Origin of the sequence: Pseudomonas sp. VD-NE ins, assembly GCF_031882575.1 — a bacterium.
Taxonomy (GTDB): domain Bacteria; phylum Pseudomonadota; class Gammaproteobacteria; order Pseudomonadales; family Pseudomonadaceae; genus Aquipseudomonas; species Aquipseudomonas fluorescens_BZ.
This window is the reverse complement of record NZ_CP134772.1, coordinates 4,142,115-4,168,153: the sequence shown is the minus strand read 5'-3', so window position 1 is coordinate 4,168,153 and position 26,039 is coordinate 4,142,115. Positions and strand designations below refer to the sequence as shown.

At 57.2% G+C, this 26,039-nt stretch carries 19 protein-coding genes and 1 pseudogene; all 20 read right to left on the bottom strand.

Annotated elements, in window-relative coordinates:
- Positions 1-47: 47 nt before the first annotated feature.
- On the bottom strand, positions 48-233 hold the full coding sequence (locus RMV17_RS18525; protein ID WP_311881620.1) for a hypothetical protein: 186 nt from the start codon (positions 231-233) through the stop codon (positions 48-50).
- Positions 234-972: 739 nt separating this feature from the next.
- The gene (locus RMV17_RS18520) at positions 973-3,999 is read right to left on the bottom strand and encodes an RNA-directed DNA polymerase (RefSeq protein WP_311881619.1); all 3,027 of its coding nucleotides are present in this window, start codon (positions 3,997-3,999) and stop codon (positions 973-975) included.
- 484 nt (positions 4,000-4,483) lie between these two features.
- Positions 4,484-5,947, bottom strand: coding sequence for an NADH-quinone oxidoreductase subunit NuoN (gene nuoN / locus RMV17_RS18515; RefSeq protein WP_007920173.1), 1,464 nt, complete (start codon positions 5,945-5,947; stop codon positions 4,484-4,486).
- 7 nt (positions 5,948-5,954) lie between these two features.
- Positions 5,955-7,487 carry an NADH-quinone oxidoreductase subunit M gene (gene nuoM, locus RMV17_RS18510; protein ID WP_108225654.1) on the bottom strand — a complete coding sequence of 511 codons (1,533 nt, stop codon included), beginning with the start codon at positions 7,485-7,487 and terminating at the stop codon, positions 5,955-5,957.
- A 39-nt stretch (positions 7,488-7,526) separates the two neighbouring features.
- Positions 7,527-9,380 carry an NADH-quinone oxidoreductase subunit L gene (gene nuoL, locus RMV17_RS18505; RefSeq protein ID WP_007920175.1) on the bottom strand — a complete coding sequence of 618 codons (1,854 nt, stop codon included), beginning with the start codon at positions 9,378-9,380 and terminating at the stop codon, positions 7,527-7,529.
- Positions 9,377-9,685: an NADH-quinone oxidoreductase subunit NuoK gene (gene nuoK / locus RMV17_RS18500; protein ID WP_003223790.1), complete on the bottom strand. Its 309-nt coding sequence runs from the start codon at positions 9,683-9,685 to the stop codon at positions 9,377-9,379. Before nuoK ends, nuoL begins: the two co-directional genes overlap by 4 nt.
- 3 nt (positions 9,686-9,688) lie before the next feature.
- Positions 9,689-10,189, bottom strand: a complete 501-nt coding sequence (nuoJ, locus tag RMV17_RS18495) for an NADH-quinone oxidoreductase subunit J (RefSeq protein ID WP_007920176.1) — start codon at positions 10,187-10,189, stop codon at positions 9,689-9,691.
- A gap of 9 nt (positions 10,190-10,198) precedes the next feature.
- A complete protein-coding gene (nuoI, locus tag RMV17_RS18490; protein WP_007920177.1) occupies positions 10,199-10,747 on the bottom strand; it encodes an NADH-quinone oxidoreductase subunit NuoI in 549 nt (182 codons plus the stop codon).
- Positions 10,748-10,758: 11 nt separating this feature from the next.
- Positions 10,759-11,766, bottom strand: coding sequence for an NADH-quinone oxidoreductase subunit NuoH (gene nuoH / locus RMV17_RS18485; RefSeq protein ID WP_007920179.1), 1,008 nt, complete (start codon positions 11,764-11,766; stop codon positions 10,759-10,761).
- Positions 11,763-14,478: pseudogene (nuoG, locus tag RMV17_RS18480) on the bottom strand (NADH-quinone oxidoreductase subunit NuoG). Before nuoG ends, nuoH begins: the two are co-directional and overlap by 4 nt.
- 133 nt (positions 14,479-14,611) lie before the next feature.
- Positions 14,612-15,967, bottom strand: coding sequence for an NADH-quinone oxidoreductase subunit NuoF (gene nuoF / locus RMV17_RS18475; RefSeq protein WP_007920184.1), 1,356 nt, complete (start codon positions 15,965-15,967; stop codon positions 14,612-14,614).
- Entirely contained in the window at positions 15,964-16,461 is a 498-nt protein-coding gene (gene nuoE / locus RMV17_RS18470; RefSeq protein ID WP_007920186.1) for an NADH-quinone oxidoreductase subunit NuoE, read from the bottom strand. The genes nuoF and nuoE overlap by 4 nt, the downstream gene beginning before the upstream one ends.
- A gap of 2 nt (positions 16,462-16,463) precedes the next feature.
- Positions 16,464-18,248, bottom strand: coding sequence for an NADH-quinone oxidoreductase subunit C/D (gene nuoC / locus RMV17_RS18465; protein WP_007920189.1), 1,785 nt, complete (start codon positions 18,246-18,248; stop codon positions 16,464-16,466).
- Positions 18,249-18,321: 73 nt separating this feature from the next.
- Positions 18,322-18,996, bottom strand: coding sequence for a NuoB/complex I 20 kDa subunit family protein (locus RMV17_RS18460; RefSeq protein WP_007920192.1), 675 nt, complete (start codon positions 18,994-18,996; stop codon positions 18,322-18,324).
- 10 nt (positions 18,997-19,006) lie between these two features.
- Entirely contained in the window at positions 19,007-19,420 is a 414-nt protein-coding gene (locus RMV17_RS18455) for an NADH-quinone oxidoreductase subunit A (RefSeq protein WP_003223812.1), read from the bottom strand.
- Positions 19,421-20,054: 634 nt separating this feature from the next.
- Entirely contained in the window at positions 20,055-21,380 is a 1,326-nt protein-coding gene (gene aceA, locus RMV17_RS18450) for an isocitrate lyase (RefSeq protein ID WP_034155130.1), read from the bottom strand.
- 473 nt (positions 21,381-21,853) lie between these two features.
- Positions 21,854-22,615: a secretin N-terminal domain-containing protein gene (locus RMV17_RS18445; RefSeq protein ID WP_034155131.1), complete on the bottom strand. Its 762-nt coding sequence runs from the start codon at positions 22,613-22,615 to the stop codon at positions 21,854-21,856.
- Between the two features lie 257 nt (positions 22,616-22,872).
- Complete coding sequence (locus RMV17_RS18440; RefSeq protein WP_034155132.1) at positions 22,873-23,298, bottom strand: GNAT family N-acetyltransferase; 426 nt, start codon at positions 23,296-23,298, stop codon at positions 22,873-22,875.
- Positions 23,291-24,460: a cupin domain-containing protein gene (locus RMV17_RS18435; protein ID WP_007920198.1), complete on the bottom strand. Its 1,170-nt coding sequence runs from the start codon at positions 24,458-24,460 to the stop codon at positions 23,291-23,293. The genes RMV17_RS18440 and RMV17_RS18435 overlap by 8 nt, the downstream gene beginning before the upstream one ends.
- An 86-nt stretch (positions 24,461-24,546) precedes the next feature.
- Positions 24,547-25,917 carry an adenylosuccinate lyase gene (purB, locus tag RMV17_RS18430; protein WP_311881617.1) on the bottom strand — a complete coding sequence of 457 codons (1,371 nt, stop codon included), beginning with the start codon at positions 25,915-25,917 and terminating at the stop codon, positions 24,547-24,549.
- Between the last annotated feature and the right edge of the window lie 122 nt (positions 25,918-26,039).

Genomic DNA, 26,039 nt, shown 5'->3' with positions numbered 1-26,039 from the left:
GTGGCCTGAGTGAGTCTAATAGGTCGCATGAGTGCAGGTGTGGCTTTTTATCGTTCGACGGTATCCAGCAAACTATGTGATAGAGATGCATCAAATTCTTCGGGAAGTGTGAGTTTGCCCTTCATGGCGCCGATCCGTTTTACACGGAACTTCTTCAAGGTGATTTTGCCTTTGCGTTCTTCGCTTAACGCATCAAGGCCATCCATCAATTCTGAATAAATATCCCGCTTCATGGTTCGTGGATCTCCACTTGATAGGTGATTCCCAAAATTTAACGACAAATGTCTTCTACGTAATGTCAGCCATTGCTCACGGGTTTGCAGGCAAATTCCTAAAAGGGGGAGGGCGTAGAGATCAAAAGACCTCGGACTTCGGTATCTCTAAAGGCTGTGATCTTTTGACGGTAACTCTACAAAACAAAAATGGCATTCGAAGGTGCCGTTTTTCCATAGCTAATAGACTTTTGCGCTTCTACGTCACTTGCGATCCAGCGCTATTTCTTTGCGGTTAATGACTTTCTCGTTCACGACGCGACGTACAACCGGCACAGAAGGTCTATGGGGAGGTGTCGGTCTGGTCGCGTCCTCTGGGTTGGATTGGCCATTTGTGTTTTTCATTTCTGATTTCCGATGGAGTTGTATTTTCTCGTTCCTGAGGGCGGACTCGAATCGGATCGATGTCTTTTACGTCGAACAAGATAATCAAAAAGCCAAATTCTGGCTGTAGGAGGAACCCAACAGTAGGGTGCGAGATTTCGGGGATTTCAGTAGGAAGGGCATAGCATTGGTAACAAATCTCACAAAAACAAACACGGCACCCGAAGGTGCCGTTTCCGTTTGTAGCCAGCCAAGCTATCGGCCCGCCAGACCCGCCTGCTGAATCAGGAGCAACAATGGCTGTGCGCACGCACTCACGAAAAACGCAGCCAGGGCAATGGCCTGATGGAAACGGCCAAGATCTTTCACTCGGCCCTCACTTCGGCAAGACTTTTCGATGTTTGCAGATTTTGAACCCGTCCGGCACCGGCTTGAATGGTCCACTCGGCGAGCGGTGATTGCTTTGGAACTGTCGAAGTGAATTAATATCAATTTCGCCGATTACGCAGTAGTCGGTGATGCCTCCTTTAACTTTAAGAACATCACGTTTCCAACTATCTTTAAAAGGAGCTCGAATTCGGCTATCACCATATTGCCGATCGTTACACTGGATTACGTAGGCGTGAATATCCAGTGCAGCAGATTCGACTAGTGCATTAAATGTCTCGGTGTCCTGATTCCATTCTGGCACGAATAACGCGTCGACCTTTCCTCTTAAAGCGCTACGGTAACTAATATTTGTTAGCTCGCTACAAACTAAAAGTGCAAATCGGAACTCGCCGTGTTCAATGATTGGGGGTTTGCTCCAAGTTCTTTCCGGCTTCATTTTTAAACCAGCTAGGCGATGAAGTTCTCGCTCTTCATGCAGTGCTGGGCGCTGCTTGTCTTGTCGATATATCATAGTAGAAGGAAAGCCTAGTCCGTCATGAGAAAGTGCGGCCCAGACTTGGTTGCGTACTTTTGAATCTTCAGTGTGCAGGTACTCAACACCAGAGATCAAAGAAATACCACAGAGTTGTAGCTTTCTTGCGATACGAAAAAACCAGAGAGGTGGTAGCGCTAGTTCAGGGAGAATCAAATATCGACTTTTTTCTGGGCTAGATATTACGCTGTCTAGCAAGCGATTTAGGCGAGAATACCTCTGTATGTCAGGATCGGATTCCTTGGTTACCGAAGCTGCCCAGCTATCAAGTCTGGTCTGCCAGCTCGACACGGCAATACGATATTTAGAAGGGGCATGGCCATCCGGAATTCGTAGAACTTCTCGTTTACTCATATAAGGCATTTTGTCGTTCAACTTGAAACCTCGAAGCGCTAGAACAATGTCCTGCAGGTCTTCATGGCTATCCTTCAAATAAACGCTGTTGCTGACTGCACACAATTCCGCAAGATTGAAAGGTCGTGTTGCAAAGAGAAGGCCGCGAGGTAAACCATTGAGTTTTACCAGTTTGGCAAGAAGCGAAGCGCCATGTAATACACTGAAAGGAAGTAATTCAGCCGAGGTGTCTTGTATCGAGCCTACGCGACGGTTGGGTATGCCTCTTTGTGCAACCATTTCTTTTGATAAGCCAATAAACCGGAACGGCATATGAGCTAAGTCGAATGAAAAAAGCCGAGCTTGCTCACGTTGGAATTCTTTGACAGATGACAACCAAGGTCTGTTCAGACCAACAGTATTACCCGGATGGTAATCTATCATGTTGTCTTTCCAACTTTGGCGCCCACTTTTTGAAAGTTTAGGTGGGAATGCAGCTATTATGCTTTCAAAAACAGTTTTAGATAGTTGGCTATCCCATCGTGTGGTAACAAGAGTGTGATTCATTGATGGCTCATTTTCAGGCCATGCCTTAATGCTGGTTTTGCAATTAGACCAAACGTCGGATCGCAGCTTTTCAAGGGCGTTAATTATTTTTCGTAGTTCGCGAAAATCCTCGCATGCTGTGGCTAATCGTATTACACGGGGAAGATATATAGACAGTTCGAAGAAGTCAGGTAGAACTAGAACATGTTGGGTAAATGCGCGTAGAAAGGCTCTTCGGTGTGCTTGCCAAGCGTCAGGCCGTAAGTCACGCTCATAAGCTTCAAAATCACGCAATTTAATCGCGAATCCCGCACGACGCATTGTTAACGCATCCGCTTTACGCAGATTGTCAGCAGCTTCCCCGTCATTTTGGGTTGCAGCCAGCATATCTGTTCCAACGTGTTCAGCGGAGCTCGGTAGCTTTGGCATTGCACGCCATTCGCTCGCTCTCTCGTAAATCTGATAGGCAATTGTATTAACTAGCGTCCTTCCTGGTTCACCAGCCAACATGAAAATTTTGTTTTTTGAGTTGGCGAAAAATATGTTGCTCTTATTTTTACCAGATTTAAAGTATCTGGGTTGAAAACAGATTTTTTTATCCTTGCTAGTATTATTCCATGCGAGCATTCCATCGGAGCGCTCGAATAGCCAACTCCATAGCTCATCCGCTGAATGAAAGTGTGCACCATCTTCCATTACAAGTAAAATGTCATCTACATAGCGGCCGTAATATAGTGGGGCGACTTGTTGCTCAATTATACGATCCAGTTCTACCAACGCCATGTTAGCGACGACGGCAGATGCGGGCAATCCAACTGGAAGTCCCTTTTTTAGCGGGGTTGAGGCGGCCCAAGCCTCTAAGGCTTTGATGAATAATTGATTAAGCTTGCTTTCGTCTTCTGTAAGGTTGAGTGAAAGCACATCATCTAGGAAATATTTGTCTAACATGAATCCAGGTTGGAGTTCATGATAAAAAGAGCTGACGTCGGCAGTCAGTGCTACAATTTTTTTGTTTGAGTCCAATGCAGAGCGCATTGCCGATATACCGTTGTCTCGCCAGCTTCGAAATGGCTTTAAATAGGGAGAGAAGGAGCCTAAGGATAGCGGATTGATCTGTTTACCATCTTGCGTGCGGCGTAGGCGATTGCCAAAGGCACACCTAGTAAGCTTTGCATCATATTGGTGGCCTACTTTGAGCATCCACAGAGCCGAGAGTACGTGGAAATCAAGACTGCACTGGGCCATCACGCGGAACTCCGCGTTAGGCTTTGAACGTTTGTTGTTTTCTGTTAATAATTTGTATGTGTAGTCCCAATCCTGCGCCGGAGATGAGAATTTAAGTCCTGTTCCGTTTTTTTCCTGAAACTCCTTTCGGCCTGGCCAAGAAATTGACTTTGTCGCAAGAGTCCAGCCACCGATGAACTCGGGCTGTTCAACCCATTTCTGGCTTTTTCCATTCAGTAAATCCGACAGCAAATTCAAATTATCGGAAAGGTTTTCCTCGTAGTCTGCTATTGCTAAGAGGTCAGGGTTTGAGGAGTAAAACAAATCTACTTTGGCTTTTCGATAGGCCAGTCCAAGGTCATCTAGGTTAAAACTCATCTCACACCTGTGCCGAAAATATTTGGTTTGTTTTTTATATCACATTTGTATTGTCCTGAAAGTATCAGAAAACTGTGATAATTTTTATCACTATACGTAGAGCTGTTTTTAAAAGCACTCGATAGGCAGCGAATTTCTTATTGTTGTCTGATTTTTCGGTTAAAAAGTAGGTGGGGTGATTCGCTTATAGATGTGAGTCTGCTCTTAAGGGGACTAGGTAGTTAATGTTGAGACCACGCCGATATCATCGCGAGCATGCGAACTTCTATATTTATTTTAGATGTGTGTCATCCACCGCCTTGCAGTAAACCTTCTAAAAGGCGAGGTTGTTGACGGGCAAAATATCGCAGCATCGAAAGCTTCTACAGAGATCACACCATCCCAATGTAGGAGCTGCCGCAGGCTGCGATCTTTTGATGTTAAATCCCACAAAAACAAAAACGGCACTCGAAGGTGCCGTTTTCATTTCTAGCCAGCCAAGCAATCAGCCCGCCAGACCCGCCTGCTGAACCAGAGTCAGCAATGGCTGCGGGTACACGCCCAGGAAGAATGCGACGAGGGCGATGGCCAGCAGCATCACGCCGCCTGCCTTCTGTTCCCAGTGCAGCTGGGCGTCGTGGCGACGCAGGTTTGGCTCGATCAGGTACAGGGTGACCATCACGCGCAGGTAGTAGAAGACGCCGATGGCGCTGCCCAGTACCAGCGAGCCGACCAGCCACCATTGGTGCGATTCGACACCGGTAGCGATGATGTAGAACTTGCCGATGAAGCCTGCGGTCAGCGGGATACCGGCCAGCGACAGCATCATCACGGTCAGCACGGCGGTCAGGTATGGACGGCGCCAGAACAGGCCGCGGTATTCGTACAGGGCATCCGCGTCACGGCCGTTGTACGGCGAGGACATCAGGGTGATCACGCCGAAGGCGCCGAGGCTGGTGATCACATAAGTCACCAGGTACACGCCGATGGCTTCCACCGCCAGCCCCTTGCTCGCCACCAGCGCGATCAGCAGGTAGCCGAAGTGCGCGATGGACGAGTAACCGAGCAGACGCTTGAGGTTGCTCTGGGTCAGCGCCAGCAGGTTACCGAACAGGATCGAGGCGATGGCGATGACGGTCAGCACGTCGCTCAGGACGCCACTGCTTGCGGCGGGGGAGATCTGGAACAGACGCACCATCACCGCAAACACCGCAACCTTCGACGCAGTGGCGAGGAACGCAGCCACCGGTGCCGGAGCACCTTCGTAAACGTCCGGCGTCCACAGGTGGAACGGTACCAGCGACAGCTTGAACGCCAGACCGATCAGCATCATGCCCAGGCCCAGTTGTGCCAGCGAGCTAGGCAGACCAGTCGCAGCCAAGGCCTGACCGATGCCAACGAAGCTCAGCGAACCCGAGTCTGCGTACAGCAGCGCCATACCGAACAACAGGAACGCGGAACCGGCGGCCGACAGCACCATGTATTTGATGCCGGCTTCCAGCGAACGCTTGTTGAAGAAGGCGTAAGCCACCAGACCGTAAACCGGTACCGAGAGCAGTTCCAGGCCGATGAACAAACCGGCGAGGTGCTGCGCGCTGACCAGAACCAGGCCACCGGCGGCGGCCATCAGGATCAGCAAGTACAGTTCTTCACGGTTGCCCGGGTAGCCCGAACCGCCATCACCCAAGTAGGCGTGGGCGAGGGTGACGCAGGCGAGTGTGGCGACGAGGATCAGCGCCATGTACAGGCAAGCGAACGTGTCGATTTGCAGCAGTGGAGTCACGGCCAGAGGCGCGACTTTCAGGGCTGGCAGGATCGACAGCAAGGCCAGGTTCAGACCGGCGACCGAGATCAGGAAGGTCTGCGAGTGGTTGCGGCGCCAGGCGATTGCCAGCATCACCACGATAATGGTGAGGCTGGTGATCAACAGTGGCGCAAGCGCAATAAAGTGTTGAATCGTGAATTCCATAGCGCTCTTACCGGGCCGAAGCGAGTTGAGTGAAGGCGGTGCCGAGCCACTGCTGCACGCCATGCATCGTGGCGGCAGACGTGTCGAGGAACGGTTGCGGGTAGACGCCGAGGTAAACCAGCAGCACCGCAAGGCCCAGCACCATGATCAGTTCGCGAGCGTCCATGCCGTGCAGGATCGAATCCGATTTCGACGGACCGAAGTAGGCACGGTGGATCATGATCAGCGAGTAGACCGAACCGAACACCAGACCGGAAGTGGCAATCGCGGTGATCCATGGAGCGCTGGCGAACGTGCCGATCAGGATCAGGAATTCACCGACAAAGTTACCGGTACCCGGCAGACCCAGAGAAGCAGCTGCGAAGAACAGGCTGATCGCCGGCAGGTAAGCGATACGCGACCACAGACCGCCCATCTCACGCATGTCACGAGTGTGCAGACGCTCGTACAACTGACCGCTGAGGATAAACAGTGCCGCTGCCGACACACCGTGCGCCAGCATCTGGATCACTGCACCTTGCAGGGCCAGTTGGCTGCCGGAGTAGATGCCGATCAATACGAAGCCCATGTGGGAAACGGACGAGAAGGCAATCAGACGCTTGATATCGGTTTGTGCGAAAGCAAGGAACGCACCGTAGAAGATCCCGACCAGACCGAGGGTCATGGCGATCGGCGCAAACTCGGCCGAAGCATTCGGGAACAGCGGCAGGGCGAAACGCAGCAGACCGTAGGCAGCGGTTTTCAGCAAGATACCGGCGAGGTCGACGGAACCTGCAGTCGGCGCCTGGGCGTGGGCATCAGGCAACCACGAGTGGAATGGAACCACTGGCAGCTTGACCGCGAAGGCGATGAAGAAGCCGAGCATCAGGACGTACTCGGTGGTCATCGACATCTTGGTTTTCAACAGGTCGGCGTAGTTGAAAGTAATCACGCCGGTGTTGTTGAAGTTGACCAGCACCAGACCGAGAATCGCCACCAGCATGATCAGGCCGGAAGCCTGAGTGAAGATGAAGAACTTGGTCGCTGCGTAGATCCGGGTTTTCTTGCCGTCCGAAGAACTGTGACCCCAGAGCGCGATGAGGAAGTACATCGGCACCAGCATCATTTCCCAGAAGAAGAAGAACATGAACAGGTCGAGGGCGAGGAACACGCCGACAACACCGCCCAGGATCCACATCAGGTTCAGGTGGAAGAAGCCAACGTGACGTTGAATCTCTTTCCACGAGCAGAGTACCGAGAGGATACCCAGCAGACCGGTCAGCAGGATCATCAACAGCGACAGGCCGTCGAGGGCCAGGTGCACGTTGATGCCAAAGCGCTGGATCCAGACATGCTTGAACTCAAGCGCCCAGGTCGGATCGGCGCCAGGCGCCGGCGCAAATGAATAGTCACCGTGGGCCCACAGCCAGAGGCCGAGGGCGAGTTCCAGGGTCATGGTCAACAGCGCAATCCAGCGGGGGAGGGTAGCGCCGAAGCGCTCACCCATCCAGCACAGCAGGCCGCCGATGAAGGGGATCAGGATTAGCCAAGGCAGAATCATGACGGGCTCGTTTCCTTTCGCAAATTCGCAAGGTTCATATCAGACCGCTACCAGCACGATGGCGCCAATCACCAGCACGGCACCAGCAGCCATCGAAGCAGCGTACCAACGCAGTTGACCGGTCTCGGTGCGGCTCAGGGCAGTGTGACCGCCCTTGGCCATACGCGGGATCAGACCGATGGTCTGGTCGAGCGGGTCTTTGCGCAGTACGTGGCTGATCGCCAGGTAAGGCTTGACGAACAGTTTGTCGTAGATCCAGTCGAAGCCCCAGGCAGCGAACCACCAGGCCGAAAGGAAACGGCCGATGCCGCTGTTGGCGATGGCCGTGACGAAGCGACGCTTGCCGAGGAACAGCAGCGCTGCCAGCAGGATACCGGCCAGGGCGATGGCGCCCGAAGCGATTTCCAGACTGTGCTTGGCTTCGCCACCGGCATGGCCAACGCTTTCTGGCAGTACGCCGTGCAGCGGCGGCACGATCATCGCACCGACGAAAGTCGACAGTACGATCAGTACCGACAGTGGCAGCCAGTGCGAGATGCCGTGACCGGCGTGGGCTTCGGTCTTGGCTTCACCGTGGAACGTGATGAAGATCAGGCGGAAGGTGTACAGCGACGTCATGAACGCGCCGACCAGACCTGCGTAAAGCAGACCGTGGTTGCCGCTGGCGAACGCTTCCCAAAGGATTTCGTCCTTGGAGTAGAAGCCTGCGGTGACCAGAGGCAGCGCGGCCAGGGCGGCGCCACCAACGATGAAGCTGGCGTAGGCCAGTGGCAGTTTCTTCCACAGACCGCCCATCTTGAAGATGTTCTGCTCGTGGTGGCAGGCAACGATTACCGCACCGGAAGCAAGGAACAGCAGGGCCTTGAAGAAGGCGTGGGTCATCAGGTGGAAAATCGCGCCATCCCATGCACCAACGCCCAGCGCCAGGAACATGTAGCCGATCTGGCTCATGGTCGAGTAGGCGAGGATACGTTTGATGTCGGTTTGAACCAGTGCAGCGAAACCAGCCAGTACCAGGGTCACACCGCCAACGATGCCGACCAGGTGCAGGATTTCCGGCGCCAGGGTGAACAGACCGTGGGTACGGGCGATCAGGTAGACACCGGCAGTTACCATCGTCGCGGCGTGGATCAGTGCCGAAACCGGAGTCGGGCCGGCCATCGCGTCCGCGAGCCAGGTTTGCAGCGGCAGTTGTGCCGATTTACCGACCGCGCCACCCAGCAACATCAGAGTCGCCAAGGTGATCCAGAAGTCGCCGACCTGGAATTTCTGCGGTGCCAGCACCAGCAGTTCCTGGATGTTCAGCGTGCCCACTTGCTGGAACAGGATGAACAGGCCGATGGCCATGAACACGTCGCCGATCCGGGTCACGATGAAGGCTTTGAGGGCGGCGTTACCGTTGTTGCGGTTGCTGTAGTAGAAACCGATCAACAGGTACGAGCACAGGCCCACGCCTTCCCAGCCGAAGTACAGGAACAACAGGTTATCGCCGAGCACCAGGAACAGCATGCTGGCGATAAACAGGTTGGTGTACGAGAAGAAGCGCGAGTAACCCGCTTCGCCGCGCATGTACCAGGACGCGAACAGGTGAATCAGGAAACCGACGCCAACGACCACGCCAAGCATGGTGATCGACAGGCCGTCGACGTAGAGGGCGAAGTCAGGCTTGAAGCCTTCGACCGCCATCCACTTCCACAGCACCAGGGTGTAGTGACCGCCTTCGGGAGGTGCGACGTTGAATTGCCAGATGACGTAGGCGGCGACAATCGCCGACAAGCCAATGGAACCCACGCCGATCAGCGCCGAGAGGTTTTCCGACCAGCGTCCACGGGAGAACGACAGCAGCAGGAAACCGATCAGAGGGAATACGAAAGTCAGAAAGATCAGGTTCATCCGCGCATCTCACTGGCAGCGTCGATATCGAGCGTGTGGAAGCGGCGATACAGTTGCAGCAGGATCGCCAGACCAATACTGGCCTCGGCGGCTGCAAGGCTGATCACCAGGATGAACATGATCTGTCCATCCGGCTGGCCCCAACGGGCGCCAGCAACAATGAACGCCAGTGCAGAGGCGTTCATCATCACTTCCAGACTCATCAACACGAACAAAATGTTGCGGCGGACCATCAGGCCGACCAGACCAAGGCAGAACAGGATGCCGGCGACCGCCAGACCATGTTCGAGAGGGATAGCAGGCATGTCTTACTCCTTCGCCTCGTTACGGCCCAAATGGAACGCCGTGACGGCTGCGGCGAGCAGCAGCATCGAGGCGAGTTCGACCACCAGCAGATACGGGCCGAACAGGCTGATGCCCACGGCTTTCGCGTCTACGGTGGTGTGGCCGATGGCCTGACCGCTCTGGTGAGCGAACAGCACATACAGCAGTTCGGCCAGCAGCAGCGCGGCGAGAATCACCGGACCGGCCCAGATGCCGGGCTTGAGCCAGACGCGTTCTTGCTGAACCGAGGCTGGGCCCAGGTTGAGCATCATCACCACGAACACGAACAGCACCATGATGGCGCCGGCGTAGGCGATCACTTCCAGCACGCCGGCGAACGGTGCGCCGAGTGCGAAGAAGGTCATGGCCACGGCGATCAACGAGATGATCAGGTAGAGCAGGGCGTGCACAGGGTTGGTGTTGGTGACTACGCGAAGCGTGGACACAACAGCGATACCCGATGCGAAATAGAAAGCGAATTCCATCGTTCTTCCTTAAGGCAGCAAGCTCTTCACGTTGATCGGTTCGGCTTCGTTCTGCGCGGAGCCTTTCGGCTTGCCAGCGATTGCCATACCTGCAACACGATAGAAGTTGTAATCAGGGTTTTTGCCGGGGCCGGAGATCAACAGATCTTCTTTCTCGTACACCAGGTCCTGACGTTTGAACTCGGCCATCTCGAAATCCGGGGTCAGCTGGATTGCGGTGGTCGGACAGGCTTCCTCGCAGAGACCGCAGAAAATGCAGCGCGAGAAGTTGATACGGAAGAAGTCCGGGTACCAGCGACCGTCTTCGGTTTCAGCTTTCTGCAGCGAGATGCAACCCACCGGGCAAGCCACAGCGCACAGGTTGCAGGCAACGCAACGCTCTTCGCCATCGGGGTCACGGGTCAGGACGATGCGACCACGGTAGCGTGGTGGCAGGTAGACCGCTTCTTCCGGGTATTGCAGGGTGTCGCGCTTGCGAAAGCCATGGCCGAAGACCATGACCAGGCTGCGCAACTGGGTACCAGTACCCTTAACGATGTCGCCAATATATTTGAACATGGGTCAAATCCTCACTGAACCGCGACTGCAGGCGTGTTCCACAACACGACTGCAGCGGTCACCAGCAAATTGATCAGGGTCAGTGGCAGGCAGAATTTCCAGCTGAAATCCATCACCTGGTCATAACGCGGACGCGGAATGGAAGCGCGCAGCAGGATGAACAGCATGATGAAGAACGCGGTCTTCAGTGCGAACCAGACGAAGGCCAGTTGCGGCAAGATGCCGAACGGACCGTGCCAGCCACCGAAGAACAGGGTGACCAACAGCGCCGAGATCAGGATGATGCCGATGTATTCACCGACGAAGAACATGCCCCATTTCATACCGGCGTATTCAATGTGGTAACCGTCGGCCAGTTCCTGTTCCGCTTCCGGCTGGTCGAACGGGTGACGGTGAGTCACGGCGACGCCAGCGATGAAGAAGGTACAGAAGCCGAAGAACTGCGGAATGATGAACCACAGGTTCTGCGCCTGGTACTCGACGATGTCGCGCATGTTGAACGAGCCGACCTGCACCACGATGCCCATCAGGGCCAGGCCCATGAACACTTCGTAGGACACGGTCTGCGCCGACGCACGCAAGCTGCCGAGCAGGGCGAACTTGTTGTTACTCGACCAGCCGGCGAACAACACCGCGTAGACCGACAGACCGGCCATGGCGAAGAAGAACAGCAGGCCAATGTTCAGATCCGCGACGCCCCAGGTCGGGGTGATCGGGATGATCGCAAAGGCGATCAGCAAGGCGGACATCGCCACCACCGGTGCCAAAGTGAAGATCACTTTGTCGGCAAACGGCGGGGTCCAGTCTTCCTTGAAGAACATCTTCAGCATGTCGGCGGCGATCTGGAACATACCAAACGGGCCAACGCGGTTCGGACCGTAACGGTCCTGCCACCAGCCCAGCAGGCGACGTTCGACAAAGCTGAGCAACGCGCCTGCCACCACAACGGCCAGCAGAATCACGATGGCTTTAACGACCGAGAGGATCACATCGATCACTTCAGGGGTGAACCAGGTCATTGCGCTGCCTCCTGCAGACCGTCGACGGATACGCCGGCGAATGCCGGTGGAATGCCGGCGATGCCCGCAGGCAATGCCACCAGACCGGCGCCCAGTTCTTCATTGATGCGCAGCGGCAGACGCAGGGTCTGACCAGCGACGTTCAGGCTCAGCAGAGCACCGTCATTGACGCCCAGACGATCCGCTTCCGACTTGGCCAGAGCCACGTATGGAGCCGGAATGCGCTCTTGAACCGGCGCGGCTTTCGAAGAGTTTTCTTCGCTGCCGAACAAGTGGAAGAACGGCACGGCTTGCCAGGTGCCCGGCGCCGGGTTGAATGCGCGCGGTGCGGCAGCGAACCAGTTCAGCGAGTCGCCAGTGCTTTCGATCAGGCGGGTGCCCGGGTCGCCAGCGCGGATATGACCACCGACTTCGTCCTGGAACTTGTTCCACGCTTGTGGCGAGTTCCAGCCCGGCGACCATGCGAATGGCACTTGCTGACGCGGTTCGGTAGAGCCCGAGTAACCTTCCATGGAGAAGGCGAACGCGGTGTCTTTGTCTTGCGGGGTGCGCGGTTCGTGAACGCTGATGTCGGCGCGCATCGCGGTGCGACCGGAATAACGCAGCGGCTCACGTGCCAGTTTCAGACCCTTGATGCGGAACGCGGCGGACGGTGCAGCGTCGACGATACGCGCCAGTTGCTCGGTGCTCGAAGCAACGGCAGCGGTGACGTGGTCGAGTTGCGTCCAGTCGATCGGCTGGTTCAGCAGGGTCGCGCGCAGGGCGTGCAGCCAGCGCCAGCCTTCGTGAACCAGAATGCTCGCATCCATGTATTGCGGGTCGAAAACCTGGAAGAAGCGCTGGGCGCGGCCTTCCTGGCTGACCAGCGTACCGTCGCCTTCAGCGAAGCTTGCCGCTGGCAGAACCAGGTGCGCGCGGTCGCTGGTAGCAGTCTTCTGATGGTCAGCAACGATCACCACTTGCGCAGCGTTCAGTGCAGCATCGACTTTGTCTTTGGCGGTGCGGGTGTACAAATCGTTTTCCAGCACGACGATCGCGTCGGCCTTGCCATCGATCACGGCTTGCAGCGCCGCATCCACCGATTCGCCACCGAGCATGGCCAGACCGAGGCTGTTGGCTTCCGGGACGATCAGGCTGATCGAACCGTTCTTCTCGCGCAGCTTCAGCGCCTTGGCGATGTTCGCGGCGGCTTCGATCAAGGCTTTGGAGCCCAGCGAAGTACCGGCGATGATCAGCGGACGTTTGGCGGCGAGCAGGGCGTCAGCGATGCGCTGAGCCAGTTGCAGTGCTTCGGCGTCCAGACCTTCAACGGCCGGGGCGCTGGCGTCCAGTGCGTGAGCAACGGCGAAACCGATGCGCGCCAGATCGTCAGGGAGCTGCGTGTACGCATTCTTCAGCGATGTCGTCGAGCTTGGTTTCCGCCAGGCTGGCGATGAACAGCGGGTTCAGCGCGTGCTGACCGATGTTCTTCACCGCAGCGTCGAGCCAAGGCTGAACGCGCATGGCTTCGGCCATGTCTTCAGCTTTGCCTTTGACCGATTGACGCAGCGACAGCGCTACACGGGCGGCGGTCTGGGTCAGGTCTTCGCCAAGGACGAAAATCGCGTCGTGGTCTTCGATGTCGCGCATGTTCGGCACTGGCAACGGGCTGTCTTTCAGCACTTGCAGGACCAGACGGATGCGTTCCAGTTCGGAGGCTTCGATACCCGAATAGAAGTGCTCGGCGCCGACCAGTTCGCGCAACGCGTAGTTGCTTTCAAGGCTGGCACGCGGCGAACCGATACCAACGATGTTGCGACCGCGCAGCAAGTCAGCAGCTTTATCCAGTGCAGCATCCAGACCGAGCTTGGTGCCGTCGGCCAGCAGCGGCTGACGTGGACGGTCGGTACGGTTGACGTAGCCATAACCGAAACGGCCACGGTCGCACAGGAAGTACTGGTTCACCGAACCGTTGAAACGGTTTTCGATGCGACGCAGTTCGCCGTAACGCTCGCCCGGGGAAATGTTGCAACCGCTCGAGCAGCCATGGCAGATGCTCGGCGCGAACTGCATGTCCCACTTGCGGTTGTAGCGCTCGGAGTGAGTCTTGTCGGTGAACACACCGGTCGGGCAGACCTCGGTGAGGTTGCCGGAGAACTCGCTTTCGAGGGTGCCGTCTTCAACGCGACCGAAGTACACGTTGTCGTGGGCGCCGAACACACCGAGGTCGGTGCCGCCAGCGTAATCCTTGTAGAAACGCACGCAGCGGTAGCAAGCGATGCAGCGGTTCATTTCGTGGGAAATGAACGGGCCCAGTTGCTGGTTCTGGTGGGTACGTTTGGTGAAGCGATAACGGCGCTCGTTGTGGCCGGTCATCACTGTCATGTCTTGCAGGTGGCAATGACCGCCTTCTTCGCACACAGGGCAGTCGTGCGGGTGGTTGGTCATCAGCCATTCAACAACACTGGCGCGGAACGCCTTGGATTCTTCATCTTCGATGGAGATCCAGGTGTTGTCGGTGGCAGGGGTCATGCAGGACATGACGATGCGACCACGGGTGTCGTTCTCGTCGGTGTACTGCTTGACCGCGCACTGGCGGCAAGCCCCGACGCTACCAAGCGCGGGGTGCCAGCAGAAATAAGGGATGTCGAGGCCCAGCGACAGACATGCCTGTAACAGGTTGTCTGCCCCGTCGACTTCGAGCGCTTTGCCGTCTACGTGGATAGTGGCCATGGTTCAAAGGTCTTCGTTGGCCCGGTGTCAGCGGGCGTGGCTAATGGAATCTTGTTATCCGTGCGAATCAAACCAGCCTCGAAAGGCGTCATCGCAGGAGGAGAAGGGCCCAGGCCCTTCACCTGTTAAGCGTTTACGCGCCGATTACGATCGGCCTTGCCAGAGGCGGGACGGCGGCGCTGACTGGCGCGATACCGGCTTCGAACTCTGGACGGAAGTATTTGATGGCACTGCCCAACGGTTCCACGGCACCCGGTGCGTGAGCACAGAAGGTCTTGCCCGGGCCGAGGAAGTTGACCAGTCCCAGCAGGGTCTCGATGTCGCCCGGCTGACCGCGGCCTTGTTCGATGGCCATCAAGAGCTTGACGCTCCATGGCAAACCATCGCGGCACGGGGTGCAGAAACCGCACGACTCGCGAGCGAAGAACTGCTCCATGTTGCGCAGCAAGGAGACCATGTTGACGCTGTCATCCACCGCCATGGCCAGGCCGGTACCCATACGGGTGCCCACTTTGGCGATGCCGCCGGCGTACATTTGCGCGTCGAGGTGTTCAGGCAGGAGGAAACCGGTACCGGCGCCACCTGGCTGCCAGGCCTTGAGCTTGAAGCCGTCGCGCATGCCGCCGGCGTAGTCTTCGAACAACTCGCGACCGGTGACGCCGAACGGCAGTTCCCACAGGCCCGGGTTTTTGACTTTGCCGGAGAAGCCCATGAGCTTGGTGCCCATGTCTTCGCTGCCTTCGCGCGCCAACGATTTGTACCAGTCAACGCCGTCGGCAATGATCGCCGGCACGTTGCAAAGGGTTTCCACGTTGTTCACGCAGGTCGGCTTGCCCCACACGCCAACAGCGGCAGGGAAGGGCGGCTTGGAGCGCGGGTTGGCGCGGCGGCCTTCGAGGGAGTTGATCAGTGCGGTTTCTTCACCGCAGATATAACGTCCGGCGCCGGTGTGGACGAACAGTTCAAAATCAAAACCCGAACCCAGAATGTTTTTACCCAGCAGGCCCGCAGCCTTGGCTTCTTCCACGGCACGGTTGAGGTGCTTGGCGGCGGTGGTGTATTCGCCACGCAGGAAGATGTAGCCACGGTAGGTTTTCAGCGCGCGCGCACTGATCAGCATGCCTTCGATCAGCAGATGGGGCAGTTGCTCCATCAGCATGCGGTCTTTCCAGGTGTTCGGCTCCATTTCATCCGCGTTGCACAGCAGGTAACGGATGTTGATGGATTCGTCTTTGGGCATCAGGCCCCACTTCACACCCGTGGGGAAACCTGCACCGCCGCGACCTTTGAGGCCTGCGTCTTTCACGGTCTGGACGATGGCGTCCTGATCCATGTCGGCGAAGGCTTTGCGCGCAGCGGCGTAACCGTTCTTGGCCTGGTACTCGTCGAGCCACACGGCTTCGCCGTCATCGCGCAGACGCCAGGTCAGCGGGTGAGTCTCGGCCGAACGCTGGATGCGGTTGGCAGGACCGAAAGATGTCAGGGTCATACGTAGCCCTCGAGCAGTTTGGCGACGCCAGCAGGCTGCACATCACCAAAGGTGTCGTCGTCGATCATCAGCGCCGGTGCCTTGTCGCAGTTGCCGAGGCAGCAGACAGGCAGCAGGGTGAAGCGACCGTCGGTGGTGGTCTGACCCAGGCCGATGCCCAGATTGTTCTGGATTTCGCTGACCACCGACTCATGGCCGCCGATGTAGCAGACCATGCTGTCGCAGACGCGAATGATGTGACGGCCGACCGGCTGACGGAAAATCTGGCTGTAAAAAGTAGCCACACCTTCAACGTCGCTGGCCGGGATGCCGAGGATCTCGCCGATCGCGTACAGGGCGCCATCCGGCACCCAGCCGCGTTCTTTCTGAACGATCTTCAGGGCTTCGATCGACGCCGCGCGCGGGTCTTCGTAGTGATGCAGCTCGTGCTCGATGGCCGAGCGCTCGGTTTCACTGAGGGTGAAACGGTCTGTCTGGATAAGCGTGCTGTTCATGCTTAGCGGTCCACGTCGGCCATAACGAAATCGATACTACCCAGGTACGCAATCATGTCCGCGACCATGCTGCCTTTGATCACCGAAGGGATCTGTTGCAAATGCGGGAAGCTTGGAGTGCGGATCCGGGTACGGTAGCTCATGGTGCCGCCGTCGCTCGTCAGGTAATAACTGTTGATGCCCTTGGTCGCTTCGATCATCTGGAAGGATTCGTTGGCCGGCATCACCGGGCCCCACGAAACTTGCAGGAAGTGCGTGATCAAGGTTTCGATGTGCTGCAGCGTGCGCTCTTTCGGCGGCGGCGTGGTCAGCGGGTGATCCGCCTTGTACGGGCCTTCCGGCATGTTGCGCATGCACTGGTCGATGATCTTGATGCTCTGGCGCATTTCTTCGACGCGAACCATGCAGCGGTCGTAGGCATCGCCGTTGGCAGCCAGCGGTACTTCGAACTCGAAGTTCTCGTAGCCGGAATACGGGCGCGCTTTACGCAGGTCGAAGTCGCAACCGGTCGAACGCAGGCCAGCACCGGTGACGCCCCATTCCAGGGCCTCTTTGGTGTTGTACTGGGCAACGCCGATGGTACGGCCCTTGAGGATGCTGTTTTGCAGGGCAGCCTTGGTGTATTCGTCGAGGCGTTTTGGCAGCCATTCAACGAAGTCTTTCACCAGTTTTTCCCAGCCGCGCGGCAGGTCGTGGGCGACGCCACCGATGCGGTACCAGGCCGGGTGCAGACGGAAACCGGTAATGGCTTCAATCACCGTGTACGCCTTCTGGCGGTCGGTGAAGGTGAAGAACACCGGAGTCATGGCGCCGACGTCCTGGATGTAAGTCCCGAGGAACAGCAGGTGGCTGGTGATCCGGAAGAACTCGGCCATCATGATGCGGATGACGTCGACCTTCTCAGGCACCTTGATGCCGGCCAGCTTCTCGACCGAGAGCACGTACGGCAGGTTGTTCATCACGCCGCCGAGGTAGTCGATACGGTCGGTGTAGGGGATGAAGCTGTGCCACGACTGGCGCTCGGCCATCTTCTCGGCACCACGGTGGTGGTAACCGATGTCCGGCACGCAATCGACGATCTCTTCACCGTCCAGCTGCAGAATGATGCGGAACGCGCCGTGCGCCGAAGGGTGGTTCGGGCCGAGGTTGAGGAACATGTAGTCCTCGTTCGGGCCGGAACGCTTCATGCCCCAGTCTTCCGGACGGAAGCGCGCGGCTTCTTCCTCAAGCTGTTGCTTGGCGAGGTTGAGGCTGTACGGATCGAATTCAGTGGCGCGCGCCGGGAAGTCCTTGCGCAGCGGGTGACCTTCCCAGGTCGGCGGCATCATGATGCGCGACAGGTGCGGGTGACCTTTGAAGTCGATACCGAACATGTCCCAGACTTCACGCTCGTACCAGTTGGCGTTCGGCCAGATGCTGGTGACGGTCGGCAAGCTGAGGTCGCTCTCGGACAAGGCGACCTTGATCATCACGTCACTATTACGTTCCAGCGACATGAGGTGATAGAACACGGTGAACTCAGCGTCGCTCGGCAGCCCTTGACGCTTGGTGCGCAGACGCTCGTCCACGCCGTGCAGGTCATAGAGCATGACGTACGGCTTGGGCAGGTTGCGCAGGAAAGTCAGGACTTCAACGAGCCTGGCGCGCGCGACCCACAGCACCGGCATGCCGGTACGGGTCGACTGAGCGGTGAACGCTTCGGCGCCAAAACGGTTGTTCAATTCAACGACCACATCCTGGTCGTCTGCCTTATAAGGCGGGATGTACAGAGCACTGCCTGTAGTCATGGTTATTTTTTCGCTTTCGGTCAACGTAAAGAATGAAGCCAGCTTCTCGTTTCTTTGTCAGAACAGATCTGGATCAGACTTCGTCAGGGCTGCGCAGGTTGGTGACTGCGATTCGCTGTTCGCGGCGCTCTTCCTTCTGCGAAGGCATGTCGGCGCGATAAACGCCTTGATCGCCAACGACCCAGGAAAGCGGACGACGCTCCTTGCCGATCGATTCCTGCAGCAGCATCAAGCCTTGCAGAAATGCTTCCGGACGAGGAGGGCAGCCAGGTACGTAGACGTCCACGGGCAGGAACTTGTCCACCCCTTGAACCACAGAGTAGATGTCGTACATGCCACCGGAGTTAGCGCACGAACCCATGGAGATAACCCACTTCGGTTCGAGCATCTGCTCGTAGAGACGCTGGATGATTGGCGCCATCTTGATGAAGCAGGTGCCGGCGATAACCATGAAGTCGGCCTGACGCGGCGATGCCCGGATAACTTCGGCGCCAAAGCGTGCGATGTCGTGGGGCGCCGTGAAGGCGGTGGTCATTTCCACGTAGCAGCACGACAAGCCGAAGTTGTACGGCCACAGGGAGTTCTTACGTCCCCAGTTGACCGCGCCACTCAGCACGTCTTCCAGCTTGCCCATGAAAATGTTTTTGTGGACTTGATCTTCTAACGGATCGGAAACGGTTTCCCGTTCGCCAATCGGATATTGCTCGTTAGGAGCATCGGGGTCGATCCTGGTGAGATTGTATTGCATTGCCAAAGCCTCATTGTTTCAGCTTCGCCTGCCGCTTGCGACGAGCTTCCGGAGCCCAGTCAAGGGCGCCCACTCGGAACAGGTAGACAAGACCTGCCAACAGAATTGCTATGAAAACGAGAGCTTCGACGAATCCGGTCCAGCCGCTTTCGCGGACGGACACAGACCATGCAAAGAGAAAGAGGGCTTCGATATCGAAGATCACGAAGAGCATCGCGACCAGATAGAATTTGGCTGAGAGCCGCAAGCGGGCGCCACCGGTAGGTAGCATGCCGGACTCGAACGGTTCGTTTTTGCTGCGACCCCAGGCTTTTGACCCGAGGAGGCTGGAGACGCCAAGCATGAAGGCACACAGGCCGACGACACCCAGAAGGAAAATGGCAAAGCCCCAGTTGTGGGCCATGAGTCCTGTCGCTTCGGGCATGCTGGTAATCCTTAACAGAGAGCAAAGGTCTCTGAGCTTGATAAAGAAATAGGCAGTGACGATATGTCGCAGCAATCAATCGCGCTGATTTTATGGCTAAACACCCTGCAAGTAAAATTCCTATAGCGAAATTATTTATTGGAATAAGGACATAGCGCATCTCCAATGCCCTGCAGCCCATGCGTTGCGGGCATTAGGCGGGTTTATGCAAATAATGTTTTGTAGGGAATGTAACGAACATAGTTGCGGCTAAATGATAATTGATATCGTTTGGAGTGGTTTTGTAACTGTTTAACGGGATGTCAGTTGGGAAGTTGTCTTACTTGCACGTTACTGCAAGTAGCGACGGCGCCCGTTTTAGCGGATTTTTCTGACGGATGTACCGCTCTGGATCAATGTTTTCTCCGAACGACACCGATCCCTGTAGGAGCTGCCGAAGGCTGCGATCTTTTGATCCTGCTTTTGATTCTGAAAAAACAAAGTCAAAAGATCGCAGCCTTCGGCAGCTCCTACAGGGGAGGGTGTGTTTTCCGGGGGCAAAAAAACGCCCCGAACCAGTCGGGGCGTTAGTTTTGCGGCTCTGCGGTTAGCTTTCTATACGATCCGCAAAGGCCGTTTGCTCAGCGAAGCCGAATCAGTGGAACTGTTCTTCTTCGGTCGAACCGGTCAGTGCGGTTACCGACGACGACCCACCTTGAATCACAGTGGTCATGTCGTCGAAGTAGCCGGTGCCCACTTCCTGCTGGTGAGCCACGAAGGTGTAACCCTTGGCAGCGTCGGCGAATTCCTGCTCTTGCAGCTTCACGTAGGCAGTCATGTCGTTGCGGGCGTAGTCGTGCGCCAGGTTGAACATGCTGTGCCACATGTTGTGAATGCCGGCCAGGGTGATGAACTGGTGCTTGTAGCCCATGGCGGACAGTTCGCGCTGGAACTTGGCGATGGTCGCGTCGTCGAGGTTTTTCTTCCAGTTGAAGGAAGGCGAGCAGTTGTACGACAGCAGTTGGTCCGGGTATTCCTTTTTGATTGCTTCGGCGAAGCGACGAGCTTCGTCCAGATCCGGCTTGGCGGTTTCGCACCAGATCAGGTCGGCGTATGGCGCGTAAGCCAGACCACGGGCGATGGCTTGATCCAGACCGGCACGGACCTTGTAGAAACCTTCCTGAGTGCGCTCGCCAGTCACGAACGGCTGGTCGTACGGGTCGCAATCGGAGGTCAGCAGGTCAGCAGCGTTAGCGTCGGTACGGGCCAGAATGATGGTCGGAGTACCGGCAACGTCAGCAGCCAGACGAGCAGCGGTCAGCTTCTGTACGGCTTCCTGAGTTGGAACCAGTACTTTGCCGCCCATGTGGCCGCATTTTTTCACGGAAGCCAGTTGGTCTTCGAAGTGAACGCCGGCGGCGCCTGCTTCGATCATGCTCTTCATCAGCTCGTAAGCGTTCAGCACGCCGCCGAAACCGGCTTCAGCGTCAGCCACGATCGGTGCGAAGTAGTCGATGTAGCCTTCGTCGCCCGGGTTCTTGCCGGCTTTCCACTGGATCTGGTCAGCACGACGGAACGAGTTGTTGATGCGCTTGACCACGGTTGGAACCGAATCCACCGGGTACAGCGACTGGTCCGGGTACATGGATTCTGCGGAGTTGTTGTCCGCAGCCACTTGCCAGCCCGACAGGTAGATCGCCTGGATACCGGCTTTGACCTGTTGAACAGCCTGGCCGCCAGTCAGGGCGCCCATGCAGTTGACGAAATCTTTCTCAGGACGGAAGGACGGCTTGGCACCCTGGGTGACCAGGTTCCACAGCTTGTCGGCGCCCATTTTTGCAAAGGTGTGCTCAGGTTGAACCGAGCCACGCAGACGGACGACGTCAGCAGCGGAGTAAGTGCGTGTCACGCCTTTCCAGCGCGGGTTTTCAGCCCAGTCTTTTTCGAGGGCTGCAATTTGCTGTTCGCGTGTCAGTGCCATGGAGATAAACCTCGTCGCGTCTTTATGAAAAGTTGTTCTGCGGTGGAAAATTCCTGCGCTCGCTGACCAGAAGCTTAGGTGGTCAAGTCGGATTCGGCGGGGTAGGCGACGGGATGAACTATGGGCTCGAGGGGAAGTGAGCAGGTAGTGGCGGACTGTGGGTGCATTCGGGCGTCGTGGGCCTCTATACGGTCTACAGTGTGATGCCGGGTTACCTAAATACGCTTCCGTCCCTCGGGACAACTTCGTTCCAGTCGGCAACCTCGTCAAACACACCTTGTGGGCGGTACAGACACGAAGCGGTTCGCGGGGTAGGTGCGAACATCGCTTCGAAGGCCCTTGCCAGGGCCTCTGATTAGCGGGAGCGAGGCCATCATGCCTTCGCTTTTTTGCCTCGTCAAACGTTTTGTAGTGCTTTTTTTCAAGCACTACATCTTTCGTCTAATACGACTAATCAGTCAGTTTTTGGTGCTTTAGTCCAGGGCGTCGACTTTCACTCGCAAGGTCATGTCATCCCGGCCTTGAGTCGAGTAGCTGCGGGTCAGGCCCTGTTTGTCTGCCTGAGTCTGGCGATTGACGCCGGCGAGGGTGATCCATTCGCCGAGGCGCCCGCTGACAGTTGTGTCGGTGCTTTGCACGTTCACTACATCGGGACGTTCCTGGCTCATGCGGTCACGGTTGGTACTGATCGCCAGGTGAACGATGTCGCCGGTAACGCTGGCGGTGACATAGAAACCCTGGGTGACGTTGCGATATTGGGTCTGGCTACTGTAGTCGCCGTAGGAATTACTCTGGCTGCTGGTGATCGGCACGCTCTGGCCGACTTGAATCAGCGCCGGCATGCCGTCGGTGGCCTGCACCTGCTGCACGCCGCCGTCGCGACTGGCGGTGCTGCGGCTGATGATGCGGGTCTGGTTCGGCTGCGCGCCGTTGACCGAATAACCTTCGTCGCCACGGCCGTTGTTTTCGTTAGTGTCGACGGTAATCAGCAGGCGTTTCGGCGCGGTGTCCAGTTGGGTGATCAGTGCCTTGAGTTCCTGAATCTTGTCCGGCTCGGCCTTGATGATCAGTTGGTTGCCGTAGGCGCTGACCTGACCGTCCTTGCCGAGGAAGTCTTGTGCCATCGGCAGCATGTCGGCGCTGGTGCGGTAATTGAGAGGCACGATTTCTGTGGCTGCCATCACCGAAAAACTGCAACCGAGCAGCAGGGTGGTGAGCAGGGTGCGTAGGGACATGTCCGTTATCTCCGCTTTCTAAAGGCTTGATATTGCCAGTTTGTCGGCCTTGGGTGGGCCAAGTTGAATCGTAGACAGCAAAACGCCCCGGCATCGGTTGATGTCGGGGCGGTTTGTGGTGTTCTTGTGGGCCTCTTCGCGAGCAGGCTCGCTCCCACAGTAGATCTCCAGCGGACACAAATTGTGCGTCAGGCACAGGTCCAGTGTGGGAGCGAGCCTGCTCCGGGCGGCGTTCCGACGAAGGCAGCAACTCGGTCTTATGCCGAATGCCGAACCATGTCGACATGCGGAATCCCGGCCTCGAGGAATTCCTCGCTGACCAGGCTGAAACCCAAGCGCTCATAGAACGCCGTGGCCTGCACCTGTGCACTGAGCATCTGCTGCTTCAAGCCACGCTCTTCAGCTTCGGCAATCACCGCTTGCATCAGCGCATCACCGACCTTCATGCCGCGCCAGTCTTTCAGCACCGAAACCCGGCCGATATGCCCATCAGGCAGCAAGCGCGCAGTACCGATCGGAAAGTCGCCTTCAAACGCCAGAAAATGTACGGCGGTCGCGTCGTCCGCGTCCCATTCCAGCTCAGGTGGCACCGATTGCTCGGCGATGAACACCGTTTCACGAATGCGCCGGATCTCGGCGATGTCCTTCTGCCAGTCTGCGACACGAACGCGAATTTTATTCATCAGCGAACCCCAGGCTCCCTTGCTTGACCAGCTGGCACAGCAGGCCGCAAGCGTCTTCGTCGTTCAGCCACTCACCGAGGTTGTCGGTGTGCAGGGCGTCGGCGGCGCAGATCAGCTTCAGCAGTTCGCGCAGTTTGCCCGGCAGGTAACGGCTCTGGCCGCTGGCGAACAGCAGCAGGTCGTCATCGACTTCCGACCAGGCCAGACGCGCACTCGGGTTGCGGATCAGAATGGCGCCATCCTGCAGGGCCGCGAGGAAATCTTCTTCTTCGATTTCTTCCGGGCCGGCCACCAGTTCCGGGTAACGCGGCTCGGTCATGTACTGGCCGAACCAGGTCAGCAGCAGGCGCTCGTCGCTCATGTGTTCGGCGAGCAGCGCTTTCAGACGATCCAGTGCGTCGTGTTGAATCTGGTGCGGATCGGCTGCTGGCTGTGCATCGGCATCGGTGTAGCGCTCTTCGTCAGTCAGGAACTGGCTGAGGAAGTCGGTGAAGTGAGTCAGTACTTCGGAAGCGCTTGGTGCGCGGAAGCCGACCGAGTAGGTCATGCAGTTATCGACCGCGACACCGCAGTGCGCCAAGCGCGGCGGCAGGTAGAGCATGTCGCCCGGTTCCAGTACCCATTCTTCAGTCTCGTGGAATTCAGCGAGGATGCGCAGGTCTGCGTGTTGCAGCAGCGGGCTCTCGGAATCGCACATCTGGCCGATTTTCCAGTTGCGCTTGCCGTGGCCTTGCAGCAGGAACACGTCGTAGTTATCGAAGTGCGGACCAACGCTGCCACCGGGAGCGGCGAAGCTGATCATCACGTCGTCGACGCGCCAGCTTGGCAGGAAGCGGAAGTTTTCCAGCAGCTCGCTGACTTCCGGGACGAATTGGTCGACGGCCTGAACCAGCAGGGTCCACTCTTTTTCCGGCAATTTGCTGAATTCGTCTTCAGCGAACGGGCCGCGACGCAGTTCCCATGGGCGCTCGCCATGCTCGATCACCAGGCGCGATTCGACTTCTTCTTCCAGGGCCAGGCCGGCCAGTTCGTCGGCGTCGATCGGGCTTTCGAAGTCAGGAATCGCCTGACGGATCAGCAGCGGCTTTTTCTGCCAGTAGTCGCGCAGGAATTCGCGTGCTGTGAGGCCGCCCAGAAGTTGAAGAGGAATATCGGAATTCATATGTAACCTATTGAAAAAAAGCACTTTTCAGACGGGAATAAAAACGCCCGGCGCGGCCGGGCGTCTCAAACGGATCAAGCGGTCGATCAGATGCGTTTGGCTTGCGCTACAGCGTTGCCGATGTAGTTGGCCGGGGTCAGTTGCTTGAGCTCGGCTTTCGCTTGCGCAGGCATGTCCAGACCATCGATGAAAGTCTGCAGCGCTTCAGGGCTGATGCCCTTGCCGCGGGTCAGTTCTTTCAGCTTCTCGTACGGGTTTTCGATGTTGTAGCGGCGCATCACGGTCTGGATCGGCTCAGCCAATACTTCCCAGCACGCGTCGAGGTCAGTAGCAATCTTCTGCTCGTTGAGCTCCAGTTTGCTGATGCCTTTGAGGCTGGCTTCGTAAGCGATCACGCTGTGGGCGAAGCCGACACCGAGGTTGCGCAGTACGGTGGAGTCGGTCAGGTCGCGCTGCCAGCGGGAGATCGGCAGCTTGCTCGCCAGGTGCTGGAACAGTGCGTTGGCGATGCCCAGGTTGCCTTCGGAGTTTTCGAAGTCGATCGGGTTGACTTTGTGCGGCATGGTCGACGAACCGATTTCGCCAGCGATGGTGCGCTGCTTGAAATAACCCAGGGAGATGTAGCCCCAGATGTCACGGTCGAAGTCGATCAGGATGGTGTTGAAGCGTGCGATCGCGTCGAACAGCTCGGCGATGTAGTCGTGCGGTTCGATCTGCGTGGTGTACGGGTTGAAGCCCAGACCCAGCTCGTCTTCGATGAAGGCGCGGGCATTGGCTTCCCAGTCGATCTGCGGGTAGGCCGACAGGTGCGCGTTGTAGTTGCCGACAGCGCCGTTGATCTTGCCCAGCAGCGGTACGGCGGCGACTTGAGCGATTTGACGCTCGAGACGGTAAACCACGTTCGCCAGCTCTTTACCCAGAGTGGTCGGGGAGGCTGGTTGACCGTGGGTGCGCGACAGCATCGGCACGTCAGCGAAACGGATGGCCAGTTCGCGGATGGCGTTGGCGGTCTGGCGCATCAGCGGCAGCATCACGTCGTCACGGCCTTCGCGCAGCATCAGAGCGTGGGACAGGTTGTTGATGTCTTCGCTGGTGCAGGCAAAGTGGATGAACTCGCTGACCTTGGCCAGCTCCGGCAGCTTGGCCGCCTGCTCTTTGAGCAGGTATTCGATCGCTTTGACGTCGTGGTTGGTGGTGCGCTCGATCTCTTTGACGCGCTCGGCGTGCTCCAGCGAGAAGTTTTCAGCCAGTTCATTGAGAACGGCGTTGGCCTCGGCGGAGAAGGCTGGCACTTCAGGGATACCAGCGTGGGCGGCCAGACGCTGGAGCCAGCGCACTTCAACCAGAACACGGGCACGGATCAGACCGTACTCGCTGAAAATCGGGCGCAGGGCCTGGGTTTTGCCGGCGTAGCGGCCGTCAACAGGGGAAACCGCAGTGAGCGAAGAAAGCTGCATGGGGTGTTCTCGGACAGTCGGGCAACGAAATGGGGCGCGTATCATACATGAAAAAATCCGCCGGTCCGTTGCCAACTGACCGGCGTATTACGCGTTACAGACTACAAAGCTTTTGTTGCAGG